Annotated in this window: 22 protein-coding genes; 8 read left to right on the forward strand and 14 right to left on the reverse strand. The window is 43.8% G+C overall.

Annotated features, from left to right (window positions below; all coding sequences use genetic code 11):
* Window positions 1–16: 16 nt before the first annotated feature.
* The 9 genes from ACVBJC_RS08815 to ACVBJC_RS08855 all read right to left on the reverse strand — a co-directional run bounded on the left by ACVBJC_RS08815 (window position 17) and on the right by ACVBJC_RS08855 (window position 8,560).
* Entirely contained in the window at window positions 17–1,135 is a 1,119-nt protein-coding gene (locus ACVBJC_RS08815) for a TDT family transporter (RefSeq protein ID WP_447160488.1), read from the reverse strand.
* Window positions 1,136–1,558: 423 nt separating this feature from the next.
* Window positions 1,559–3,442, reverse strand: coding sequence for a DUF885 domain-containing protein (locus ACVBJC_RS08820; protein WP_447160489.1), 1,884 nt, complete (start codon window positions 3,440–3,442; stop codon window positions 1,559–1,561).
* Between the two features lie 156 nt (window positions 3,443–3,598).
* A complete protein-coding gene (hemW, locus tag ACVBJC_RS08825) occupies window positions 3,599–4,750 on the reverse strand; it encodes a radical SAM family heme chaperone HemW (RefSeq protein ID WP_447160490.1) in 1,152 nt (383 codons plus the stop codon).
* Window positions 4,750–5,349, reverse strand: coding sequence for an RdgB/HAM1 family non-canonical purine NTP pyrophosphatase (gene rdgB, locus ACVBJC_RS08830; protein ID WP_447160491.1), 600 nt, complete (start codon window positions 5,347–5,349; stop codon window positions 4,750–4,752). Before rdgB ends, hemW begins: the two co-directional genes overlap by 1 nt.
* A 134-nt stretch (window positions 5,350–5,483) precedes the next feature.
* Complete coding sequence (locus ACVBJC_RS08835) at window positions 5,484–5,918, reverse strand: DUF4426 domain-containing protein (RefSeq protein ID WP_447160492.1); 435 nt, start codon at window positions 5,916–5,918, stop codon at window positions 5,484–5,486.
* Window positions 5,919–6,001: 83 nt separating this feature from the next.
* Entirely contained in the window at window positions 6,002–6,289 is a 288-nt protein-coding gene (yggU, locus tag ACVBJC_RS08840; protein ID WP_447160493.1) for a DUF167 family protein YggU, read from the reverse strand.
* Complete coding sequence (locus tag ACVBJC_RS08845; RefSeq protein WP_447160494.1) at window positions 6,289–6,837, reverse strand: YggT family protein; 549 nt, start codon at window positions 6,835–6,837, stop codon at window positions 6,289–6,291. The genes yggU and ACVBJC_RS08845 overlap by 1 nt, the downstream gene beginning before the upstream one ends.
* 35 nt (window positions 6,838–6,872) lie before the next feature.
* The gene (proC, locus tag ACVBJC_RS08850) at window positions 6,873–7,691 is read right to left on the reverse strand and encodes a pyrroline-5-carboxylate reductase (protein ID WP_447160495.1); all 819 of its coding nucleotides are present in this window, start codon (window positions 7,689–7,691) and stop codon (window positions 6,873–6,875) included.
* A 173-nt stretch (window positions 7,692–7,864) separates the two neighbouring features.
* The gene (locus ACVBJC_RS08855) at window positions 7,865–8,560 is read right to left on the reverse strand and encodes a YggS family pyridoxal phosphate-dependent enzyme (RefSeq protein WP_447160496.1); all 696 of its coding nucleotides are present in this window, start codon (window positions 8,558–8,560) and stop codon (window positions 7,865–7,867) included.
* 35 nt (window positions 8,561–8,595) lie between these two features.
* Between ACVBJC_RS08855 and ACVBJC_RS08860 the strand changes: the two genes are divergently transcribed.
* The 3 genes from ACVBJC_RS08860 to hemH all read left to right on the forward strand — a co-directional run bounded on the left by ACVBJC_RS08860 (window position 8,596) and on the right by hemH (window position 11,898).
* Entirely contained in the window at window positions 8,596–9,633 is a 1,038-nt protein-coding gene (locus tag ACVBJC_RS08860) for a type IV pilus twitching motility protein PilT (RefSeq protein ID WP_447160497.1), read from the forward strand.
* Window positions 9,634–9,649: 16 nt separating this feature from the next.
* Window positions 9,650–10,762, forward strand: coding sequence for a PilT/PilU family type 4a pilus ATPase (locus tag ACVBJC_RS08865; RefSeq protein ID WP_447160498.1), 1,113 nt, complete (start codon window positions 9,650–9,652; stop codon window positions 10,760–10,762).
* 122 nt (window positions 10,763–10,884) lie between these two features.
* On the forward strand, window positions 10,885–11,898 hold the full coding sequence (gene hemH, locus ACVBJC_RS08870; RefSeq protein ID WP_447160499.1) for a ferrochelatase: 1,014 nt from the start codon (window positions 10,885–10,887) through the stop codon (window positions 11,896–11,898).
* Between the two features lie 92 nt (window positions 11,899–11,990).
* Here the strand turns inward: hemH and ruvX are convergent, their stop codons facing one another.
* The 4 genes from ruvX to ACVBJC_RS08890 all read right to left on the reverse strand — a co-directional run bounded on the left by ruvX (window position 11,991) and on the right by ACVBJC_RS08890 (window position 13,827).
* Window positions 11,991–12,413, reverse strand: a complete 423-nt coding sequence (gene ruvX, locus ACVBJC_RS08875; protein WP_447160500.1) for a Holliday junction resolvase RuvX — start codon at window positions 12,411–12,413, stop codon at window positions 11,991–11,993.
* A 41-nt stretch (window positions 12,414–12,454) separates the two neighbouring features.
* Window positions 12,455–13,015, reverse strand: coding sequence for a YqgE/AlgH family protein (locus tag ACVBJC_RS08880; protein ID WP_447160501.1), 561 nt, complete (start codon window positions 13,013–13,015; stop codon window positions 12,455–12,457).
* A 23-nt stretch (window positions 13,016–13,038) separates the two neighbouring features.
* Complete coding sequence (gene yciH, locus ACVBJC_RS08885; protein ID WP_447160502.1) at window positions 13,039–13,368, reverse strand: stress response translation initiation inhibitor YciH; 330 nt, start codon at window positions 13,366–13,368, stop codon at window positions 13,039–13,041.
* Between the two features lie 138 nt (window positions 13,369–13,506).
* Window positions 13,507–13,827, reverse strand: a complete 321-nt coding sequence (locus ACVBJC_RS08890; RefSeq protein ID WP_447160503.1) for a hypothetical protein — start codon at window positions 13,825–13,827, stop codon at window positions 13,507–13,509.
* 169 nt (window positions 13,828–13,996) lie between these two features.
* Here ACVBJC_RS08890 and ACVBJC_RS08895 point away from each other — a divergent pair, with 169 nt between their 5' ends.
* Entirely contained in the window at window positions 13,997–14,560 is a 564-nt protein-coding gene (locus ACVBJC_RS08895) for a DUF4136 domain-containing protein (protein ID WP_447160504.1), read from the forward strand.
* A gap of 118 nt (window positions 14,561–14,678) precedes the next feature.
* Here ACVBJC_RS08895 and ACVBJC_RS08900 read toward each other — a convergent pair whose 3' ends face one another.
* On the reverse strand, window positions 14,679–15,557 hold the full coding sequence (locus tag ACVBJC_RS08900) for a LysR family transcriptional regulator (RefSeq protein ID WP_447160505.1): 879 nt from the start codon (window positions 15,555–15,557) through the stop codon (window positions 14,679–14,681).
* A gap of 84 nt (window positions 15,558–15,641) precedes the next feature.
* On the opposite strand from ACVBJC_RS08900, the gene ACVBJC_RS08905 reads away from it, so the two are divergent.
* From ACVBJC_RS08905 to ACVBJC_RS08920, 4 genes are all read left to right on the forward strand, one after another.
* A complete protein-coding gene (locus tag ACVBJC_RS08905) occupies window positions 15,642–16,055 on the forward strand; it encodes a PACE efflux transporter (protein ID WP_447160506.1) in 414 nt (137 codons plus the stop codon).
* 308 nt (window positions 16,056–16,363) lie between these two features.
* Complete coding sequence (locus ACVBJC_RS08910) at window positions 16,364–16,966, forward strand: OmpA family protein (protein ID WP_447160507.1); 603 nt, start codon at window positions 16,364–16,366, stop codon at window positions 16,964–16,966.
* A gap of 29 nt (window positions 16,967–16,995) precedes the next feature.
* Entirely contained in the window at window positions 16,996–17,820 is an 825-nt protein-coding gene (locus ACVBJC_RS08915; RefSeq protein ID WP_447160508.1) for a mechanosensitive ion channel family protein, read from the forward strand.
* Window positions 17,821–17,963: 143 nt separating this feature from the next.
* The coding region (locus ACVBJC_RS08920) for an IS4 family transposase (RefSeq protein WP_447160509.1) at window positions 17,964–18,513 on the forward strand (550 nt) is incomplete at its 3' end.

An 18,513-nucleotide genomic window follows, 5' to 3' on the forward strand; every position in this document is an offset into this window, starting at 1 on the left:
ATTTTTATGACGTCTTTCAGAGCTTGCCCTTCTTAGAAACGACATGGTTTGATGTGGTTGGGTTCTTCATAATATGGCCACCTTTAAATCCCTTTATTGTGCCAGTTGCTGCGATAATCCAGGCACAAATTAAGCCGGCAAATAAAATAACTGCAGCCCACTCAAACGCAGGTAGCCTAGTATGTAAAGCTAATTGTGTGGTTCCGGTAACGCAAGTACCAACAGGGAAAGTAAATGCCCACCAAGTGAGCGCAAAGGGCATTTTTCTGCGCAGAGCGCGCAGTGTTAGTAAGCTTGCTAATATCGACCAGAAAAAAGCAAATCCCCAGATAGGCACCCCATAAAGAATTGCCATAGTATTCATGCCTGTAGAAATCGGCTCATCGACCACAAATAGCGCCGCGCTACCCAGTGCTCCAGCCGCAGTAACAGATTGCCCGAGAGGCCCTAAGACAATCCAAAGGGTCGGAACGCGCGCGCTGCCTGATGTGCCTGAGTAAGCTAAGCGGCTCCAGATCATGGTGATAATGATTAGTGCACTAAGTAAGCTAATGCCAAACATGGCGTAGCAGGCATAAAGCAGCGTTTGTTGTAGGGCAATATTTTCAGAATGGGGGATTAACATGGCGCCAATAGCAGCAGAGACCATAGGCGGTACAACGGGCATCAACCAACCACCAAAAGCGGCGTCTTCCCGGACCTGATGATGGGTAAAAAGACGAAATGGAATAACAACGGCGGTCAGCAGCCCAAGTAGTGTTCCTACTATCCACAGGCTCCAGGCTAGCGTCATTGCGGTCTCTACGGCCATAACTTGTGAGCCGTACAACAGCGCGCCTCCTGCTATAGTCATCATCGCCATGGGAGGTGCACCAAAAAATTGCGACATCACCGGGTCGTTAAATTGTCGTTTGATAATGTGGGGCTTGGTAATGGTCTGAACTATTTTCAGTAATAGCATAGCAACTAACATCAAGGATGCGAGTAACCAGATAATCAGCCCTATGTCGTTTAAGTGCCCGCCAAACATAGGTAGCCCGATTGCGGCGTTAGCGATGATGCCTGTGCCCATAACAGAGGCAAACCAGTTTGGACCTATCTCTGTGCTTAGCTCAACTTGCGTATTTTCAGACATATATTCCCTTAACCGCAGCATGTTTACATTTATCTTATTAAAACTAATTTGTTTGAGGTGATAAGTACAATTTTGAATCGAATTTACTGTTTACATAAACCGTTAGGCTGTAATCAATGGCTAAGGCCGTGAGGTAAATTAGAATCTTTTAGGGCTGGTGTCTTGTTGATCAACTTAGAAATGAAAGCGGGCACAATATAATTGTGCCCGCTTTAGTTTAGATTTCTATATTGCGCTAGAGCGATTGTGGCTAAGCGACTGCAATTAAGCGACTGCAATTAAGCGACTGCAGCTAGGCTTCTATCGCTCAGTCATTGTGGCAGGCTGGCTCATCGTGGCTAAGCTAGAGCAACTGAGCAATAGCGACAGAGCTCGCCTGACAGCACCTGGATGACTATTTACAACCGTTATTAATCGCTGTTATTAGCTGTTTTGCTCTATCCATAGGTCGATTTCACTTTCGAGTACATCTAACGGTACTGGACCATTTTTAAGGACTATGGTGTGAAAATCACGAATATCAAATTTATCGCCTAGGGCTTGCTGCGCTTTGTCTCTTAAGGCTAGTAGCTTTAGCATTCCCACTTTATAAGCGGTTGCCTGAGATGGCATCACAATATGGCGCTCAACCATTTTTACTGCATCAGATTTGGCATTGGGCGTGTTAGAAACGTAATACTCGATAGACTCTTCACGCGTCCATTTTTTAGCGTGAATACCGGTATCGACCACTAAACGACAAGCGCGCCATAACTCCATCGCTAAGCGGCCAAAGTCTGAATATGGGTCAGAGTACATGCCCATCTCTTTCGGGAAATACTCACTGTAAAGCCCCCAGCCTTCGATATAAGCGGTATAGCCGCCAAACTTACGAAACTTTGGTACACCATTAAGCTCCTGGGCGATAGCTATCTGCATATGGTGACCCGGCGTGCCTTCATGGTAGGCCAACGCCTCCATCTGATATTTTGGCATGGCTTTCATGTCATATAGATTGGCATAGTAGGTACCAGGGCGGCTTCCGTCTGGTGATGGGTTGTTGTAAAAAGCTTTACCTGCAGATTTCTCTCTAAAGGCTTCAACCTGTTTAACTATCATAGGTGCTTGAGGTTTGACCTTAAACACTTCATCGAGCCTGCTGCTCATGGTGTCGATAAGTGCGGTGGCCTCTGTGAGGTATGCCTGGCGGCCTTTATCGTCATTGGCGTAATAGAACTGCTCGTCTTCGCGCATAAACTTGAAGAACTCGGTTAATGAGCCTTCAAAGTTAACTTTGGTCATGATATCGCGCATTTCGCTGTGAATACGCGCCACTTCAGATAGACCTAGCTCATGGATATCATTAGCGGTCATGTCGGTTGTCGTCGTGCGAGCTAATGCATTGTTGTAGTAAGTCTCGCCCTGTGGAAATTTCCACGCGCCGTCACGAGTATCGGCTTTAGTTTCAAGCTTAGTCATGTAGGCGATTAGCTTGTCGTAGGCAGGTTTTACATCGTTAACTAATGCCGTTTTAGCATCGCGTAATAAGCTATCTTTGTCGCTATCGCTCAATTCAAGGCTTGATACTTTGCGTTTAAAGTCAGCCCATAGCGCGCTATCTTGTGCCATATCGCCCTTATTAGACTCAGCAGTGAAAGGTGCGCCAGCTACGATATTTTTGCTGTCGGTTATTACATAAGGGAAGACAAACTTAGGCGCAACAATGCCCCTAGTTTCACGCGTTTCTAAGGCCGCTTGTAGTTGAGATAATCGCTTAGGCACACCTTGTAGGCGGCTAATATAGGCTTTGGCATCTTCAACGTTGCCAATTTGGTGCTGGTTAATCAAGAAAGAGGCGATTTGTGAGTGGCCACCATACATCTGGTTGACCGGGTAGCTATGGTAACGCCACTTGTCATCTTTAATGCTTTGCTCAAGCTTTTGAGTTAATAGCTGATAGCTAAGTAGAGTCTGTCTATCGAGCTTACTTGGGTCGATTTTTTGTAGCAGAGTTAAGTGTTTTTTATCTCGTGCAAGGGCTGCGTCATCGGCGGCATCACCCATCTCGTCCCATTTGTCATAGTCAGTTTTAATCCCAAGGTGCGTTTGTGAAATAGGGCTCGCCATAACATTTTCCATGAAAATGCTTTCAAATAAGAGGTTGGCTTTTTCTGACTCGCTTTCAGCCTTATGAGCAATGCTCTCACTTGGACTTAATAATTGTACAGAGGATGAGGCGGCAATCGCTGTGGTGCTAAATGTGGTAGTGGCACTAAATACAATTGAAAGTGATAGGGCGATAGAGCTGATTTTTGTTTTTATAGGCATTTTTAGGCTTCCTTAGAATTATGATTGTTATCCTAAAGAAGCCGGCGGTTAATTTTTTGATCTAAGTGTTAGTAAATGTTTCTATGCGAGCCGGTATTAACATCTTTTCTTTTTTTATTCAGCTAGTTAATTGGTGTTTGTAACAGATGGAACGCGCTATAGAAACTGTGACAGCAACTCATTGACGAACAGGTGACCTTTGCTAGTCAGTTGCCAATGTTTATCAGACTCGGTCATTAAGCCTTTGGCACAGGCTTGTTTGATGCCGTCACTAATGGTGTCTCGTGATAAACCGGTACGCTGCTCAAATTCCACCTTAGGAATGGGGCTCATTAGGCGTAAGCGATTCATTAGATACTCTAATGCTCGATCTTCTTGCGCAACTTCGGTGGTTTCGTAGGTATAGTTATCTGCTGTTAAATAGCCCTTAGGGTGCTTTATTTTAACTGTGCGGATAATTTTGCTGTCGCTAACGTTATTATCGTTAATTAGGGTGATTTTACCGTGGGCGCCACAACCGATCCCCAAGTAGTCGCCAAACTGCCAATAGTTAAGGTTATGTCTGCACTGATAGCCTTCTTTAGCATATGCTGAGATCTCATATTGCTGATAGCCCAGCTCAGCTAGACGTTTCTGGCCTTGTTCGTAGATCTGCCACAAGTTTTCATCATCTGGTAACTGCGGTGGTTTAGAATGGAACAAGGTATTTGGTTCTATGGTGAGCTGATACCAAGACAAATGCGGCGGCGCGAGTTCTGCTGCTGTTTCAATATCGGCAAGGGCTTCATCAAAACTTTGGTTTGGTAAACCATGCATTAAGTCTAAGTTAAAGCTTTGGTAGCCTGAAACTTTGGCTTTTTGCGCAGCAACTTGAGCCTCATCTTTATCGTGAATACGACCAAGCAGATTGAGCTTGTCAGTCGAGAAACTTTGTACGCCAATAGAAAGACGAGTTACACCTGCTTTATTGTATGCTTCAAAATCATCATGCTCTAGGGTGCCAGGGTTTGCTTCCATGGTGATTTCAATGTTGTCGCTAAAGGGGATGAGTGCATCCACCTCTTCGAGTAAACGCCCTATATGCGCAGCATCGAACAAAGAGGGCGTTCCGCCACCGATAAAAATCGTGTGTAGTTGCCTACCTTGCACATAATGCAGATCTTGTTTGAGATCCTTAATCAGTGCATCAACATATTCAGCCTGGGGTAACTCTCCATGTTGGCCATGGGAATTAAAATCACAATAAGGGCACTTTTGTACGCACCAAGGAATATGAATATAAAGGCTTAACGGTGGCAGGGTTAGCATTAGTTAAAGATACCTTGTTGCTTCATGGCTTGAATTAACAATACCAATGCTTTACCACGATGACTGAGCGTATTTTTCTCATCACTGCTTAGCTCAGCTGCGGCGCATTCGTGTTCTGCAGGGATAAAAATAGGATCGTAACCGTGGCCATTTTCGCCTTGTGGGCCAAAACCTATTGTGCCTTCCCATGCTGCCTGGCAAATAATTGGGGTTGGGTCTTTAGCGTGGCGCATATAAACCAAAACACACTGAAAACGTGCATTACGCTCGGTTTGGCCTTCAAGTGCATTTAATAGTTTTGTGTAATTTTGCTCATCTTTAGCGCCTTCACCGGCATAACGCGCCGAGTAAATACCTGGGGCGCCTTGTAGGAAGTCAACTTCTAGACCCGAGTCATCAGCGATGGCTGCATGACCGGTAATTTCCGCGGCGTGCCTTGCCTTGATAATGGCATTTTCAACAAATGTAGTACCAGTTTCAGGGACTTCAACAACATTGAACTCACTCTGAGCTAAGATCTCGACGCCGTAATTAGCCATCAATTCAGAAAATTCTTTGAGTTTACCTTTGTTGCCGCTGGCAAGGACGATTTGGTTCATGGGATTCTTTCGATGAGTCAGTTAATAATGGCGGCAATAATAGCCGAGATACGGTGTTTTCGATAGTAGCAATCGCGTTGAACAATTAAAAAAATAGAGGCGAAATGCCCCTATTTATTCAATTTAATGAGAGATTATTCGACGTAGAATTTTTGTTTGAACTTGAGTGTGGTATTGAGCTTTTTACCGGACTTAATTGCGATCTTGAAGTTGATCTCTTGATCGTCACGATACGGAACTTCGGCAATATAATAAATAGAGTTACCTTCGCGAATTTCCCTAAACTTTAAGTCGATTCTGGCATCGAGTAAGTTATTGGCGACGCCTGAGATCTCAACAGGAACGGCAGGGTGACCTTTGACGCTAGTATCAAGCACTGAAATATTGATGATGCCGGTGTAGCTACTACGTTTAATACCATAACTCTTGGCAATACTCGGGGTTAAAAAGGTGCTACTAAGGGCTACATAGTGGATATCGTAGTTACCCACTTTTTCTTTTTGTTCGGCAAATGCATTGCTGCTTAAACAAAAGCAGAGCATTAGCACAGCGGTTAAAGAACGGATCATATTCGCTTTCCTTAGGAAGATATCTTGCTAACAGTATAGAACTTTGTTGGGCTCAATGCGCTATTGGAATAATACGCATAAGGTTACAAAAGGTTTTGTATTTCAGCTGGGATAAGCTTAGGAGCGGTGATTTTTACCTGTTTATGGCGTCCCATTTGGCCTTTCACTATGGCAATATCGCCCTTCGGTACTTTAAAGGCTTTTGATAAGTACTTAGTTAAATGGGCGTTGGCTTTGCCATCAACGGGTGGGGCTGTGATAGCAATTTTTATCTCTTCACCATGTAGGCCAACAATTTGGTCACGACTCGCTTTAGGCTGGATATAGAGTTGAAGCAGCAGGTCACCCTGCTGCAATATGGCTGGTGTCACTATACGCTAGCCCAAAATGGCACGTACTGCGCGAGTAAGATATTGACGAAGTTAAGAATAATCATCATGACCAGCAATGACAGATCTAAGCCGCCCATTGGCGGTAAAATACGGCGAATTGGCGCAAGCAATGGCTCCGTCAGTTGACCCATTACCATCTCAATTGGGTTACTGCCTTGGCTTACCCAACTTAAAATTGCACGTAAGATTAGCATCCAGAACAGCAGTACACCCGCTTCTTTAATCACAGAGACTAGCGAGATAAGTAGCAGTGTCAGTACATCAATCGCTGCGCCAGCCATCAGGCTTAAGATAACAAACTTTGCTATCACGACGGTTATTGCCAGTACGAAAGAGGCGGTGTCAAAACTACCAAAAGAGGGCAGTACTCGGCGTAATGGGCCAACAATCGGGTGGGTGGCTTTTACAATAAATTGGCTAAACGGGTTATAAAAATCAGCTTTGGCTAGCTGTAGCCAAATACGTAATACCACAACCATCAGGTATAGATCGAATACCGTGCTTATCAGAAAACTAAATGCATTCATCTGTTTACTCTACTTGTTCAAGTTAAATTTAAAAACTAATACTGCTTTGCCATCTCTTCAGCGCGGGCGATGCAATTGTTCATTGCGCTATCGACCAAGCCTCGTAAGTTACCTTTTTCAAACGTCTCAACGGCTTGCGCTGTTGTGCCCCCTTTTGAGGTGACGTTTGCTCTTAGCTGAGCAAGGCTTAGCTCAGGGTTTTGCTTCACCATTAACGCCGCACCTAGGGCTGCTTGCTGCGCCATATCTCTAGCGGCTACTTCAGACATCCCCCCTTTGACAGCACTTTCTACCATAGATTCTAAAAATAGGAAGAAATAAGCTGGAGAGCTACCCGCTAGTGCAATGACTTGGTTTAAATCGTCTTCCTTGTCGACCCAAACAATTTCACCACCTGTGGCCATTAGCGTTTCGCAAATAGCTTTTTGCTCAGCAGATATATCTTCACCTGCAAAAAGGCCCGTTAAGCCTACACCGATTTGCGTAGGAGTATTAGGCATAGTGCGGATTAGTTTGATCTCTTGCTTAAAATAATCGCCATAACGCTTTGCAGTAACCCCTGCTGCTATGGTGATAATCAGTTTGCTTGAGAGATCTAAGCCGCTAAGCTCTTCGCCAACAACTTGCATTAAATGCGGTTTAACGCCAAGTACGATGACCTCTGCTGCTTGTGCAGCTTTAAGATTGTTATTTGAAACCTTAATACCAAAATCGCTGACCATAGCATCTAGCTTTGGTTGGCTAGGGTTAGTGGCTTCGATTAGTTCAGGGTTATAACCGCTGTTGACTAGGCCGCTAACGATACTGCGAGTCATATTGCCCGCACCAATAAAGCATACTTTTTTTTGCGTCATGAAGATCTCTTGTTGTTTTAGTTGGTTTTATGGCAACTTTAGCTATTAATATCTGGGCTAAACCGTGAATTGCAAGCTGTTGGCACTTAAATGTATCGTGCTAGCAATCATTTCATATTACGATTGATTTCATCTTACGATTGTTTGCCAAGCACTATTATCTTAAATCTTATCTAACTGTAATCGCGAGCACCAAATATAGCGCTGCCAATACGTACCATGGTTGAGCCGTGAGCGACGGCAAGCTCTAGATCGTTACTCATGCCTACAGATAAGGTATCGACACTATCAAAACGCTTAGCGAGCTCTGTATAAAGGCCTTGTAACGCTGAAAGTTCAGCCGCTGCGGTTTGTTCATCAACGTCGGCCGAGGGGATCGCCATCAGGCCGCGTAATGTCAGCTTAGGTAATTGCGCTATTTTTTCTGCAAGGTCAAATACATCATCTACAGCCACCCCTGATTTACTGGCTTCTTGGCTAATGTTGACCTGAATACATACATTGAGTGCTGGCAATGATTCAGGGCGTTGTTCGCTTAAGCGTTGAGCGATTTTTTCACGCTCCAGTGTATGCATCCAGTCAAACAAGCTTGCGACTATTTTGCTCTTGTTAGATTGCAGTGGCCCAATAAAGTGCCATTCGATATCTGGATACGCTTCGCTAAGCGTATTTATCTTAGATTCCCCCTCTTGCACATAGTTTTCGCCAAAGCGACGTTGTCCGGCTTGGTAGGCTTCGATTATGTATTCATTGGGCTTAGTTTTGCTTACCGCTAGCAGTTGTACATCTTCTGCTCGACGAGAAGCCTTTTGCGCCGCTTGAGCGATCCGATGCTGGGCGATTGCGAGTCTGTCTGTTATTGTTGTCATGTTGTAAGTTTTTGGTTGAATGGATATCCCAAACTATGGAAATCACAGAGTTACTTGCCTTTAGTGTAAAACACAATGCGTCAGATCTACACCTTTCAGCGGGTGTTTCTCCCATGATCCGTGTTGATGGTGAAGTGAGAAAGATTAATTTACCTGCTTTAGACCATCAAGGTGTGCATAGCCTAGTCTATGACATCATGAATGATAAGCAGCGTAAGGATTATGAAGAACATTTAGAAATCGATTTTTCGTTTGAAGTTCCAGGTCTTGCACGTTTTCGTGTTAACGCCTTTAATCAGTCTCGTGGTGCGGCTGCGGTTTTTCGTACCATTCCAAGCGATATTTTGAGCTTAGAGCAGTTAGGTGCCCCCGAAATCTTTAAGAAGATCTCAAGTTTTCCTCGTGGTCTAGTGTTAGTGACCGGGCCAACCGGCTCAGGTAAGAGTACCACCTTGGCGGCAATGATAGATTACGTCAATGATAACCGCCATGACCACATTCTAACGATTGAAGATCCGATAGAATTTGTGCATCAAAATAAACAGTGTTTGATTAACCAACGTGAAGTTCACCGTCATACCCACAGCTTTAACGCCGCGCTACGAAGTGCACTGCGTGAAGATCCGGATGTGATCTTAGTCGGTGAGATGCGAGACCTTGAAACCATCCGACTAGCAATGACTGCAGCGGAAACGGGTCACTTGGTATTTGGTACCTTACATACGACCTCTGCTGCTAAAACGATTGACCGAATCGTCGATGTATTCCCTGAAGGCGAGAAAGGTATGGTAAGAACCATGTTGTCTGAATCTTTACAGGCGGTTATCTCTCAGACCTTGATTAAAAAGGTGGGCGGAGGCCGAGTGGCTGCTCACGAAATTATGATGGGTACGCCTGCTATTCGTAACCTTATCCGTGAAGATAAAGTCGCGCAGATGTATTCGGCAATTCAAACAGGTATGGCTCATGGTATGCAGACCCTTGACCAGTGTTTACAGAACTTGGTTAATCGCGGTCAGATCACCCGTGAAGATGCCATGGCTAAGAGTTCGAATAAACAAACCAACTTTTAATAGGGATAGTTAGGCTATGGATGTTCGTCCTTTTCTAAAGGTGATGATTGATCGTAAGGCATCGGATCTGTTTATCACTGCAGGTTTTCCGCCAAGCGCAAAGGTTGATGGTGAGCTGCGCCCACTGGGGGAAAACCCGTTTACTCCGGCGCAGTCGTTAGACTTTGTTGAGTCGTTGATGACAGAGGCACAAAAGTTGGAGTTTCACGAGTCTCGTGAATGTAATTTTGCCTTCGCCGCACAAGATCTGGGCCGATTCCGTGTCAGTGCCTTTTGGCAACGTGAAGCCCCTGGTTGTGTGATGCGCCGTATCGAGACCAAGATCCCTGATGTCGATGAGCTAATGCTGCCACCGATCCTTAAAGACTTAGTGATGAGTAAACGTGGTCTGGTGATCATGGTGGGCGGTACAGGCACAGGTAAGTCAACTTCACTTGCGGCTTTGGTTGGTTATCGCAATAACCATGCACGTGGGCATATTTTGACTATTGAAGACCCAGTGGAATTTGTCCATGACCACAGGCAGAGCATTATTACGCAGCGTGAGGTGGGTATTGATACTGAGTCCTTTGATGCTGCACTTAAGAGCTCACTACGTCAGGCTCCTGATGTGATTTTGATTGGTGAAATTCGTAGCCAAGAAACCATGGAGTTTGCGCTGTCGTTTGCTGAAACGGGTCATCTATGTATGGCTACCTTACATGCTAACAATGCTAACCAAGCCCTTGACCGAATTATGCATCTTGTGCCTGAAAGTAAGCATCATCAATTATTATTTGATCTGTCATTAAATTTACGCGGCATTGTAGCCCAGCAACTGGTGCCTAAGAGTGATGGCACTGGACGGCGTGCGGCGATTGAGGTGTTAATTAACACCCCTCGAGTGGCAAGTTTGATTGCTAAAAATGAGCTACATTTGCTTAAAGATACCATGGCAAAATCAAATGAGCAGGGCATGCAGACGTTCGATCAAGCCTTGTTAAAACTCTATAGCGATGGTGAAATTAGTTACGCTGATGCATTGCATCACGCTGACTCGCCAAATGACTTACGCTTGATGATTAAGTTACAGAGTTCAGATCCCGCGAGTAGCAGTTCGATGGATGGAGTGACACTCAATTTAGATTAATTAACAACGGTTTAATAAAAAGCTGGCAATATCTTGTATTGCCAGCTTTTTTATGATTAATGTTGATCTCAAAGCGGATCAAAACGTATCTGTAGCTATCATTAAAAGGTTAAGGAGTTATCTTGGCTAAGTTTTCAGGATTGACCAAAGAAGTTGGGCATAAAAAGCGCGGTAAAACTGGGGTGTTGTTAGTTAATTTAGGAACCCCTGATGCGCCTACAGCATCAGCTGTAAGACGTTATCTGGCAGAATTTCTAGCCGATCCGCGTGTAGTCGAGATCCCAAAGTTGCTTTGGATGATCATTTTACACGGTATTATATTGCGTGTACGGCCAGCAAAATCTGCAGCACTTTATCAACAAGTGTGGACCGAGCAAGGCTCACCTTTGATGGATATCACGCGTCGTCAAACCCAAAAGTTGGCAGAGCACTTCGATCAAGCTGGAACAGACGTGTCGGTTGATTTTTGTATGCGTTACGGCTCGCCATCAGTGTCATCGACCCTGCAACGAATGCATAAAGAGGGAGTTGATAAAATAGTGGTGTTGCCGCTTTACCCGCAATATTCGGCGCCAACAACAGCATCGGCTTTCGATGCCATAGCTAAAGAGTTGGCAAGCTGGCGTTACCTGCCTGCGCTGCATTTTATCAATACTTATCATGATCATCCTGACTTTATTGATGCCTTAGCGGCATCGATTGCTAAAGACTTTGAGCTTAATGGTCAGCCACAAAAGTTAGTGCTCTCATACCATGGTATGCCTGAGCGTAACCTGCATTTAGGTGACCCTTATTACTGTTTCTGCATGACAACGACTAAGCTGGTGGTTGAAAAGCTAGGCCTGAGTGAAGAGCAATATATAACAACATTCCAATCTCGTTTCGGTAAAGCTAAGTGGCTAACGCCTTATACTGACGCGACAATGGCTGCTTTACCTGGTCAAGGTGTTAAAGACATTGCTGTTGTTTGTCCGGCTTTTAGTGCCGATTGCTTAGAAACCTTAGAAGAGATCGCCGGTGAAAACCGTGAAATCTTTGAAGAGGCTGGTGGTGAACAATATCGTTATATTGCAGCGCTAAATGATGATGACGCCCATATTAAGATGATGGCGAATATCGTTAAACCGTATATTTAAGCTTATACCGGCGTGATACAAAAAGGGAGCGACTCATTCAATAGTCGCTCCCTTTTTAATATTGATGTGGGTTACTCAGATTTTGCACCGAATTACAGATATTGATTCTCGAAGTAACTTTCAACAATCAAGACTGCAGACATAGCATCAACCTGACCTTTGGTCAGTGCCTTGTAGCCACCCATTTCAAAGAGTCTTGCTTTGGCATCGGCAGTGGTAAGGCGCTCATCTTGAGTCTCGACCTTGATACCAAAACGGCCATTTATTCGATTCGCAAATTTTCTGGCTCGTTGAGTCATCTCTTGTTCTGTGCCATCCATATTAAGTGGCAAACCTACAACAACAAGATCGGGTTTCCATTCGTTGATAAGCGCGCCTATCTCTTCCCACCTTGGTATACCATCAACCGCTTTAATTGATAATAAAGGTCGTGCGCTTGCAGTGAGTTCTTGCCCAATGGCGATACCAATACTCTTGGTACCGTAATCAAATCCTAAGACGCTTTTATCGCCCATCTCAGCTTATTCCTATGTATTTACAGTGCCTGTTACGGCGATTATGCATGGCCAGTAAGATTAGACAGTTGCCAAATGTCGAAACCGAGGGACTCAGTTGCTTGTTGCCAACGTTCGTCGTGCTCTACTTCAAACAGTAGTTCTGCCGTTGCTGGGATTGATAGCCAAGTGTTTTCAATTATCTCTTGCTCTAGCTGGCCACGGGTCCAACCTGCATAGCCAAGAGCAATTAAGAATTTCTCTGGCGCTTTATCTGAGCCTAAACAGGTGAGTACATCTTGTGAGGTTGTTAGCATGATCTCATCGCTGACAGCCTCGCTGTTGCTCCAGCAATCTTGTGTGCTGTGGAGTACAAAACCTCGCTCAGGATTAACGGGCCCACCAACTAACACCTCAGCAGCCAAAGCTTCAATTGCTTCAGGCTCTTCAGTCAGCTCCATCTGCTCTAAAAGTTCATCAACAATAATGCCGCTGGGTTTATTAACAACAATGCCCATAGCGCCTTTTTCGTTGTGCTCACAGATATAAATGAGTGAACGTTCAAAATAGGTATCTTGCAAAGATGGCATCGCGATTAAGAAGTGATTCTGTAGACTGTCCATAGACTTTTCCATATTAGGCGCGTTTAGCCCCCAGCCAATTTGACAGTATAATTGAGCTTCTCGAGCAACGTTTTCACTTGCTCTCTATTATCGGTTTGCACTTCAATATTGAAGTCTTTTACCGTACCACCACAGCCACATTGTTTTTTCAGTTTTTGTGCCAAAGCTTTTAATTCTTTTTCAGGTAAACCTAGGCCCTTAATAACTGAAACCCCTTTGCCTTTACGACCCTTACTGTCTTTATGAATTCTGACAATGCCATCACCTTCAGGAGCAGATTGGATCGCTTTTTCGGGGGCTATTCTACCGCTATCAGTGCTGTAGACTAAAGATACGTTTGGATCAGATTTCATATATATGGTCGTTGGTTAACTTATGGCTGCAGTTTAGCAAAGATGCAGGCAATACGGGAGAGGCAAGCGAAAGAGAATCATATCTGTTGAGAGGCGAGCTAGAGCAAAAACTGCAGCTCTTTACAGAATTTAAAACCTTTATAGGTAAAGCGCGAGCTCAATGAATAACGAGGCAAAGGTTAAGCATGCTAGCGGTGCAATATATTTATGTGTACTTGGCAAGGCTATAGCGCAAGACGTTAGAACAAAACCGATTGCAGTACCGGCAAAGTGCGTTACGGGGGCTGTTGCAATCGCAATCACAACCCAGCTAAGAACGACTAATGGCAATATGACTAATGAGTATTTGCTGAGTTTGTCAATTGATGAGGTGTCAGTGGCTGTGTTTTCAGTCACTTTTTCTGGGGTAATTAAAAACACGATAGGGGCGATAGCAAACGCGGCCATAAACCAAAGCATAATGATTCTCTTAAATATACTAATTGATAATCATTATCATTAAGCTGGGCGATGAAGTCAAGCTCAATGACAGGTGTCTTTACTAAAATAGAGTTGTAGATTAATAGATTGCTCTGTAAGCTGGCTTAATAAGTGCTCAAAATATATATGATTATTGTTGGAGTAAAACATGAAGAAGTTATTGATTGTCATTGCTGCGCTGGCGTTAAGTGCATGTAGTTCACTTAAGACAAGTTCAGACTATGATCCAGGTGTAAACTTTTCAGAAGTGAAAACTTACGCTTGGGTTCAAAAGAAAACTGATGATGCAACTTATCATCTCGATGGGCTTATGGATCAACGCGTTCGCAAAGCGGTTGAAGATCAGCTACAGCTAAAAGGGCTAACAAGAACTGATGCTGCAACAGCCGATGTTTTAGTAAACTACTTAACTAAAGTCGACAAGAAAATTAATGTAGACACGTTCAATACCAACTACGGCTATAACCCATATTACGGCCCAGGCTGGGGTTGGAGTGGCAGCGCTGGTCATAGCCAAACAACGGTTCGTGAATATGAAGTCGGTACTTTAATTTTAGATATGGTCGACCGCAAGACGGGGCAGCTTATCTGGAGAGGTTCTGTTGCAGACACAATGCGCGACAAAGATACGCCAGAAGAGCGTGTCGAAGTGGTTAACGAAGCGGTAGGAGCATTACTGCTTAACTACCCGCCAAAGCCTGAAGGCAAGTAAAGCTTTTATATTTAGTCAGCTTTACACCAGCTAGCTTTGAGTAAGTTAGCTCAAATATGAAAACGGCCAAATGGCCGTTTTTTTTAAACCATCTTTTAATCAATGTGAACCTTTTTGCTTAATTGAGCAGATCTCTCATCAATACTCTTAGCTGACGATTAAGCGAGTTATCGAGTCGGCTTTTATGTTGAATCACATCAACATTGGCTTGCCAACCGAGCTGCTCGAAATCAATCTTAAGCTTACATAACTGCTTTTCTGCAATGGCCTCTTCACACATGTGCAGTGGTAACAAGGTCCAGCCAAAACCTGCCTTTGTTAACTCAAGCAACATGTAGTAGTTATCTGCATGCCATACATCCGGAGAGTGAGGGGTATTAAACCAACCTTTTTGTTTTGCTTTAGAACCAATAACTAACTGTCTATGTAGTTTAAGTACGTCGATATGAGATGAGGTCGACTGTGCAAGCGGGTGGTTAGGGCTTACGAGCAACTCAAACTTTACGGTACCTAATGATTCAAAATCGAGACTCTCAGAGTAAGTCAGTTCGCTAAAGACGATGCCTAAATCGGCTCGCTTAGTATCTACCAATTGAATGATATCTAGACTCGAAGCACATAGGAGCTCAAGTTCACACTCTGGATATTGATTCGATAGGTTGCTGAGCATTGCTGTAAACCTGTCATAAGGGATCCCTTCGTCCACAGCGAGCGTAAGTTTTAATTCTTCTTGCTTGTCGAGTGCGGCAACTTGCTGGTTGAGCCGTTGGTGTTGAGCTATCACGGCTTTAGCCTGAGGCAGTAATTGTTCCCCTGCACGAGTTAATACCGGATAGCGATGACTTCTATCAAATAAAGTCTGATTCGTATCGATTTCGAGGTTAATAATGTGCTGGCTAATTGCAGACTGAACCTTGCCAAGCTTTCTCGCTGCGGCAGAAAAAGATCCTGCCTCAACGGTCGTTACAAATGAGTAGAGCTGTTCAATGGTTAACATATCAGTAAAGGTGATGGTATCTAATTTTTAAGTATCGTAATTAAAGATGATAATAGCGACAAGTAAATTTTAGGACGCATAAAAATGACGTTTAAAGACAGAATCACTCACGCTATTCTTTTTGAGGCAATCGCGTTGGCCATTATTGTTCCAGTAGCGTCGATGCTATCGGGTACAGAAGCCACATCTATGATGGCAGTGGGTGTTGGACTGAGTCTGTATACTGTTGTTTGGAATTACATTTATAACATTTGGTTTGATAAGCGCTTCGGCGCAGACAGAATTAACCGTAGCTTAAAGGTGCGAATTGCCCATACCTGTGGCTTTGAAGGTGGACTGATATTTATAACCGTACCAGCCATTGCGTGGTTTTTAGACTTGACGCTATTACAAGCTTTAGCCATGGAAGCCGCTTTCTTAGTGTTTTTCTTTTTCTATGCTGTGGCTTTTAACTGGTGCTACGACACTATCAAAGTCAGGTTAAAAGCGACAAGTTAGAACGCTATTAATAAACACAAATAAGCCGTTATTACATCAGTAATAACGGTTTTTTTATGCTTTGCGTTCGGTCTTTATTGTTGCATGAGGGGAAAATAGCCCTAAAATCGAAATATGCTAGATATTAGCTATGCTTGTAATGCTTAAGTTAATTATTCTGCTGTGTTTTTAAATTATTTGGCGTAAAATGTTGACCGCCTAGCCCATGGTGATAGATGTTGGGTCTCGCTGGTAAAATCGAACATTTCTAGTCAGATATAAGGTTTATCGATAAAAGCTTAGTAGAGTGTGTTAGGTTTTTAGAGGAGATGACTTTGGTAAAGTTGATGCTGATGTTGCTTATTACCATGAACTTATCGGCAGGGTTATCGGCTCGGCAGTGGCAAGATACCGATCTTGATGGAGTGCCAGATTTAAAAGATGCTTGTGAAGATACTGCCAGAGATCTGCGTGTCGATGCTCGAGGTTGTGATCATCGTCAAGGCAGTGCAGTGGTCATCGAGCAGCTTAGAATCGTGCCAAACTTATGTTTTTCGACCAGTGATGGGCGTTTATATCCGGCTAGCTGTAAAGAAAATAGATCGGTGGTTGTTAAGTTTGAATTTGCTCAATCCCAAGTTTTAATGTCCCAGGTAAAAGCATTTGAGCTGCTAACGCGTTGGCTAGCCGTGACAAGAGTGCCACTGTTGCTCGTTGGCCATACGGATTCTATCGGTGACAGGAGCGTTAATCAAAAGTTGTCGCGAGAGCGAGCCGAGCAGGTAAAGAAAGTATTAGTTGAGCAGTTTGGGTTTGCTGCCAATAGATTTCAGGTTAAAGGTATGGGGAGTCAATTCCCGGTTGCCAGTAATCAAAACGCGTATGGTCGTCAACAGAACCGACGTGTCGAGTTTTTAGTTATTATTCAATAGTTTTATCATATATTTAAGGGAGTATGTAAATGGATAACTTGCAAGGTTTAATGGACCAAGCACCAGAGCTAATCGTCACCTATGGTATGAAGATACTTTTTGCCATTATCATTTTTGTCATCGGTAAGTTCTTATCGAATATAGCAAAAAAACTAACTACAAAATTATTGAAAAAGCGTAAAGTCGATACGACGGTCGTGTCGTTTGTTGCCAATATGGCTTGGGCATTGGTGTTTGTATTTACCATCGTTGCCACGCTTGGCCAAATTGGTGTGCAAACCGCCTCGTTAGTTGCTGTTATTGGTGCCGCGGGTTTAGCGGTAGGCTTGGCACTTCAAGGCTCACTGTCTAACTTTGCCGCTGGCGTGTTAATGGTGCTGTTTAGACCATGCCGTGTTGGTGACTATGTTGAAGCTGCTGGCATTGCGGGTACGGTAGATGAAATCACTATCTTCTCAACTCGACTGCTGACACCTGACAATAAAGTGGTTATCGCACCAAACTCGGCAATGATGAATGGCACCATTGTTAACTATTCCGCGATGGAGACTCGTCGCTTAGGTTTAGTGATTGGTGTTTCGTATGATGCAAATCTAGCTGAGACGAAAAAGGTACTGACTAGCATTCTTGAAAATAACCAGTATGTGCTAAAAGATCCTGCATACACAGTAGCCGTGTCAGAGCTTGCTGATTCATCGGTTAACTTTGTGGTTCGCCCATGGGTAAATGGTTCTGACTACTGGCCTGCGCATTTTGAAATTCTAGAGCAGATTAAAATTGCACTAGATGAAGCTGGCATTGGTATTCCATACCCACAAATGGATCTCTATGTAAAAGAGACTCCAGCCGCTTAATGACTATCAAATAGTATTAAACTTGAGTGAATAAAAAAGGTCGGCATTAGCCGTAATGCCGATCATTTAGCAGTTTATTGATCGGTTGACCGATCTTTATAAGATGGCAAAATCCGAGTGTTTTTAAACACTCGGATTTTTTTATGGACGTATCTCAAGCACTTAATATCATCAATGATTGGAAGCCGAATAATATTGAAACGTTGGCTGACTTACTTCCTCTAGAGCTTATTGATGAAGCCTATTCTCTGACTGCCACTGTGACCATGCGTAAACGCAAATTAACTTTGGAATCCATGGTATGGTTACTCGTCGGTATGGCTATTTATAATGATAAGTCCATGAAAGAAGTAGTTAATCAACTTGATATTGTTGATAGAACAGGGAAAGCATTTGTCGCACCAAGTGCATTAACTCAACGCCGCAAAACACTTGGTCAGGCAGCAATGAAGGCCGTATTTCAACGAATGACTTCGTCTTGGCTAGCCAGCGCTCATTTGCCTCATTGGAATGGGCTAACGCTCTTGGGGGTTGATGGTGTGGTTTGGCGAGCCCCAGATAGCCCAAAGAATAATGAAGCATTTTCACGTCAAAAAAATACGCAATATCCGCAAGTAAGAATGGTTTGTCAGATGGAATTAAGCAGTCACTTGATTACAGGAAGTGCTTTTGATGACTATAACGTCAATGAAA

The organism is Shewanella sp. 0m-6, from assembly GCF_052977325.1.

Coding starts and splice junctions, on each gene's coding strand:
- ACVBJC_RS08895 (WP_447160504.1), top strand. CDS start 13,997: ATGAAGAAGTTATTGATTGTCATTGCTGCGCTGGCGTTAAGTGCATGT.
- yciH (WP_447160502.1), bottom strand. CDS start 13,368: ATGAAATCTGATCCAAACGTATCTTTAGTCTACAGCACTGATAGCGGT.
- rdgB (WP_447160491.1), bottom strand. CDS start 5,349: ATGAACCAAATCGTCCTTGCCAGCGGCAACAAAGGTAAACTCAAAGAA.
- ACVBJC_RS08815 (WP_447160488.1), bottom strand. CDS start 1,135: ATGTCTGAAAATACGCAAGTTGAGCTAAGCACAGAGATAGGTCCAAAC.
- hemW (WP_447160490.1), bottom strand. CDS start 4,750: ATGCTAACCCTGCCACCGTTAAGCCTTTATATTCATATTCCTTGGTGC.
- ACVBJC_RS08860 (WP_447160497.1), top strand. CDS start 8,596: ATGGAAATCACAGAGTTACTTGCCTTTAGTGTAAAACACAATGCGTCA.
- ACVBJC_RS08905 (WP_447160506.1), top strand. CDS start 15,642: ATGACGTTTAAAGACAGAATCACTCACGCTATTCTTTTTGAGGCAATC.
- ACVBJC_RS08910 (WP_447160507.1), top strand. CDS start 16,364: ATGACTTTGGTAAAGTTGATGCTGATGTTGCTTATTACCATGAACTTA.
- ACVBJC_RS08890 (WP_447160503.1), bottom strand. CDS start 13,827: ATGCTTTGGTTTATGGCCGCGTTTGCTATCGCCCCTATCGTGTTTTTA.
- ACVBJC_RS08880 (WP_447160501.1), bottom strand. CDS start 13,015: ATGGACAGTCTACAGAATCACTTCTTAATCGCGATGCCATCTTTGCAA.
- proC (WP_447160495.1), bottom strand. CDS start 7,691: ATGACGCAAAAAAAAGTATGCTTTATTGGTGCGGGCAATATGACTCGC.
- ACVBJC_RS08915 (WP_447160508.1), top strand. CDS start 16,996: ATGGATAACTTGCAAGGTTTAATGGACCAAGCACCAGAGCTAATCGTC.
- ACVBJC_RS08820 (WP_447160489.1), bottom strand. CDS start 3,442: ATGCCTATAAAAACAAAAATCAGCTCTATCGCCCTATCACTTTCAATT.
- ACVBJC_RS08865 (WP_447160498.1), top strand. CDS start 9,650: ATGGATGTTCGTCCTTTTCTAAAGGTGATGATTGATCGTAAGGCATCG.
- ACVBJC_RS08845 (WP_447160494.1), bottom strand. CDS start 6,837: ATGAATGCATTTAGTTTTCTGATAAGCACGGTATTCGATCTATACCTG.
- ruvX (WP_447160500.1), bottom strand. CDS start 12,413: ATGGGCGATAAAAGCGTCTTAGGATTTGATTACGGTACCAAGAGTATT.
- ACVBJC_RS08900 (WP_447160505.1), bottom strand. CDS start 15,557: ATGTTAACCATTGAACAGCTCTACTCATTTGTAACGACCGTTGAGGCA.
- ACVBJC_RS08835 (WP_447160492.1), bottom strand. CDS start 5,918: ATGATCCGTTCTTTAACCGCTGTGCTAATGCTCTGCTTTTGTTTAAGC.
- ACVBJC_RS08855 (WP_447160496.1), bottom strand. CDS start 8,560: ATGACAACAATAACAGACAGACTCGCAATCGCCCAGCATCGGATCGCT.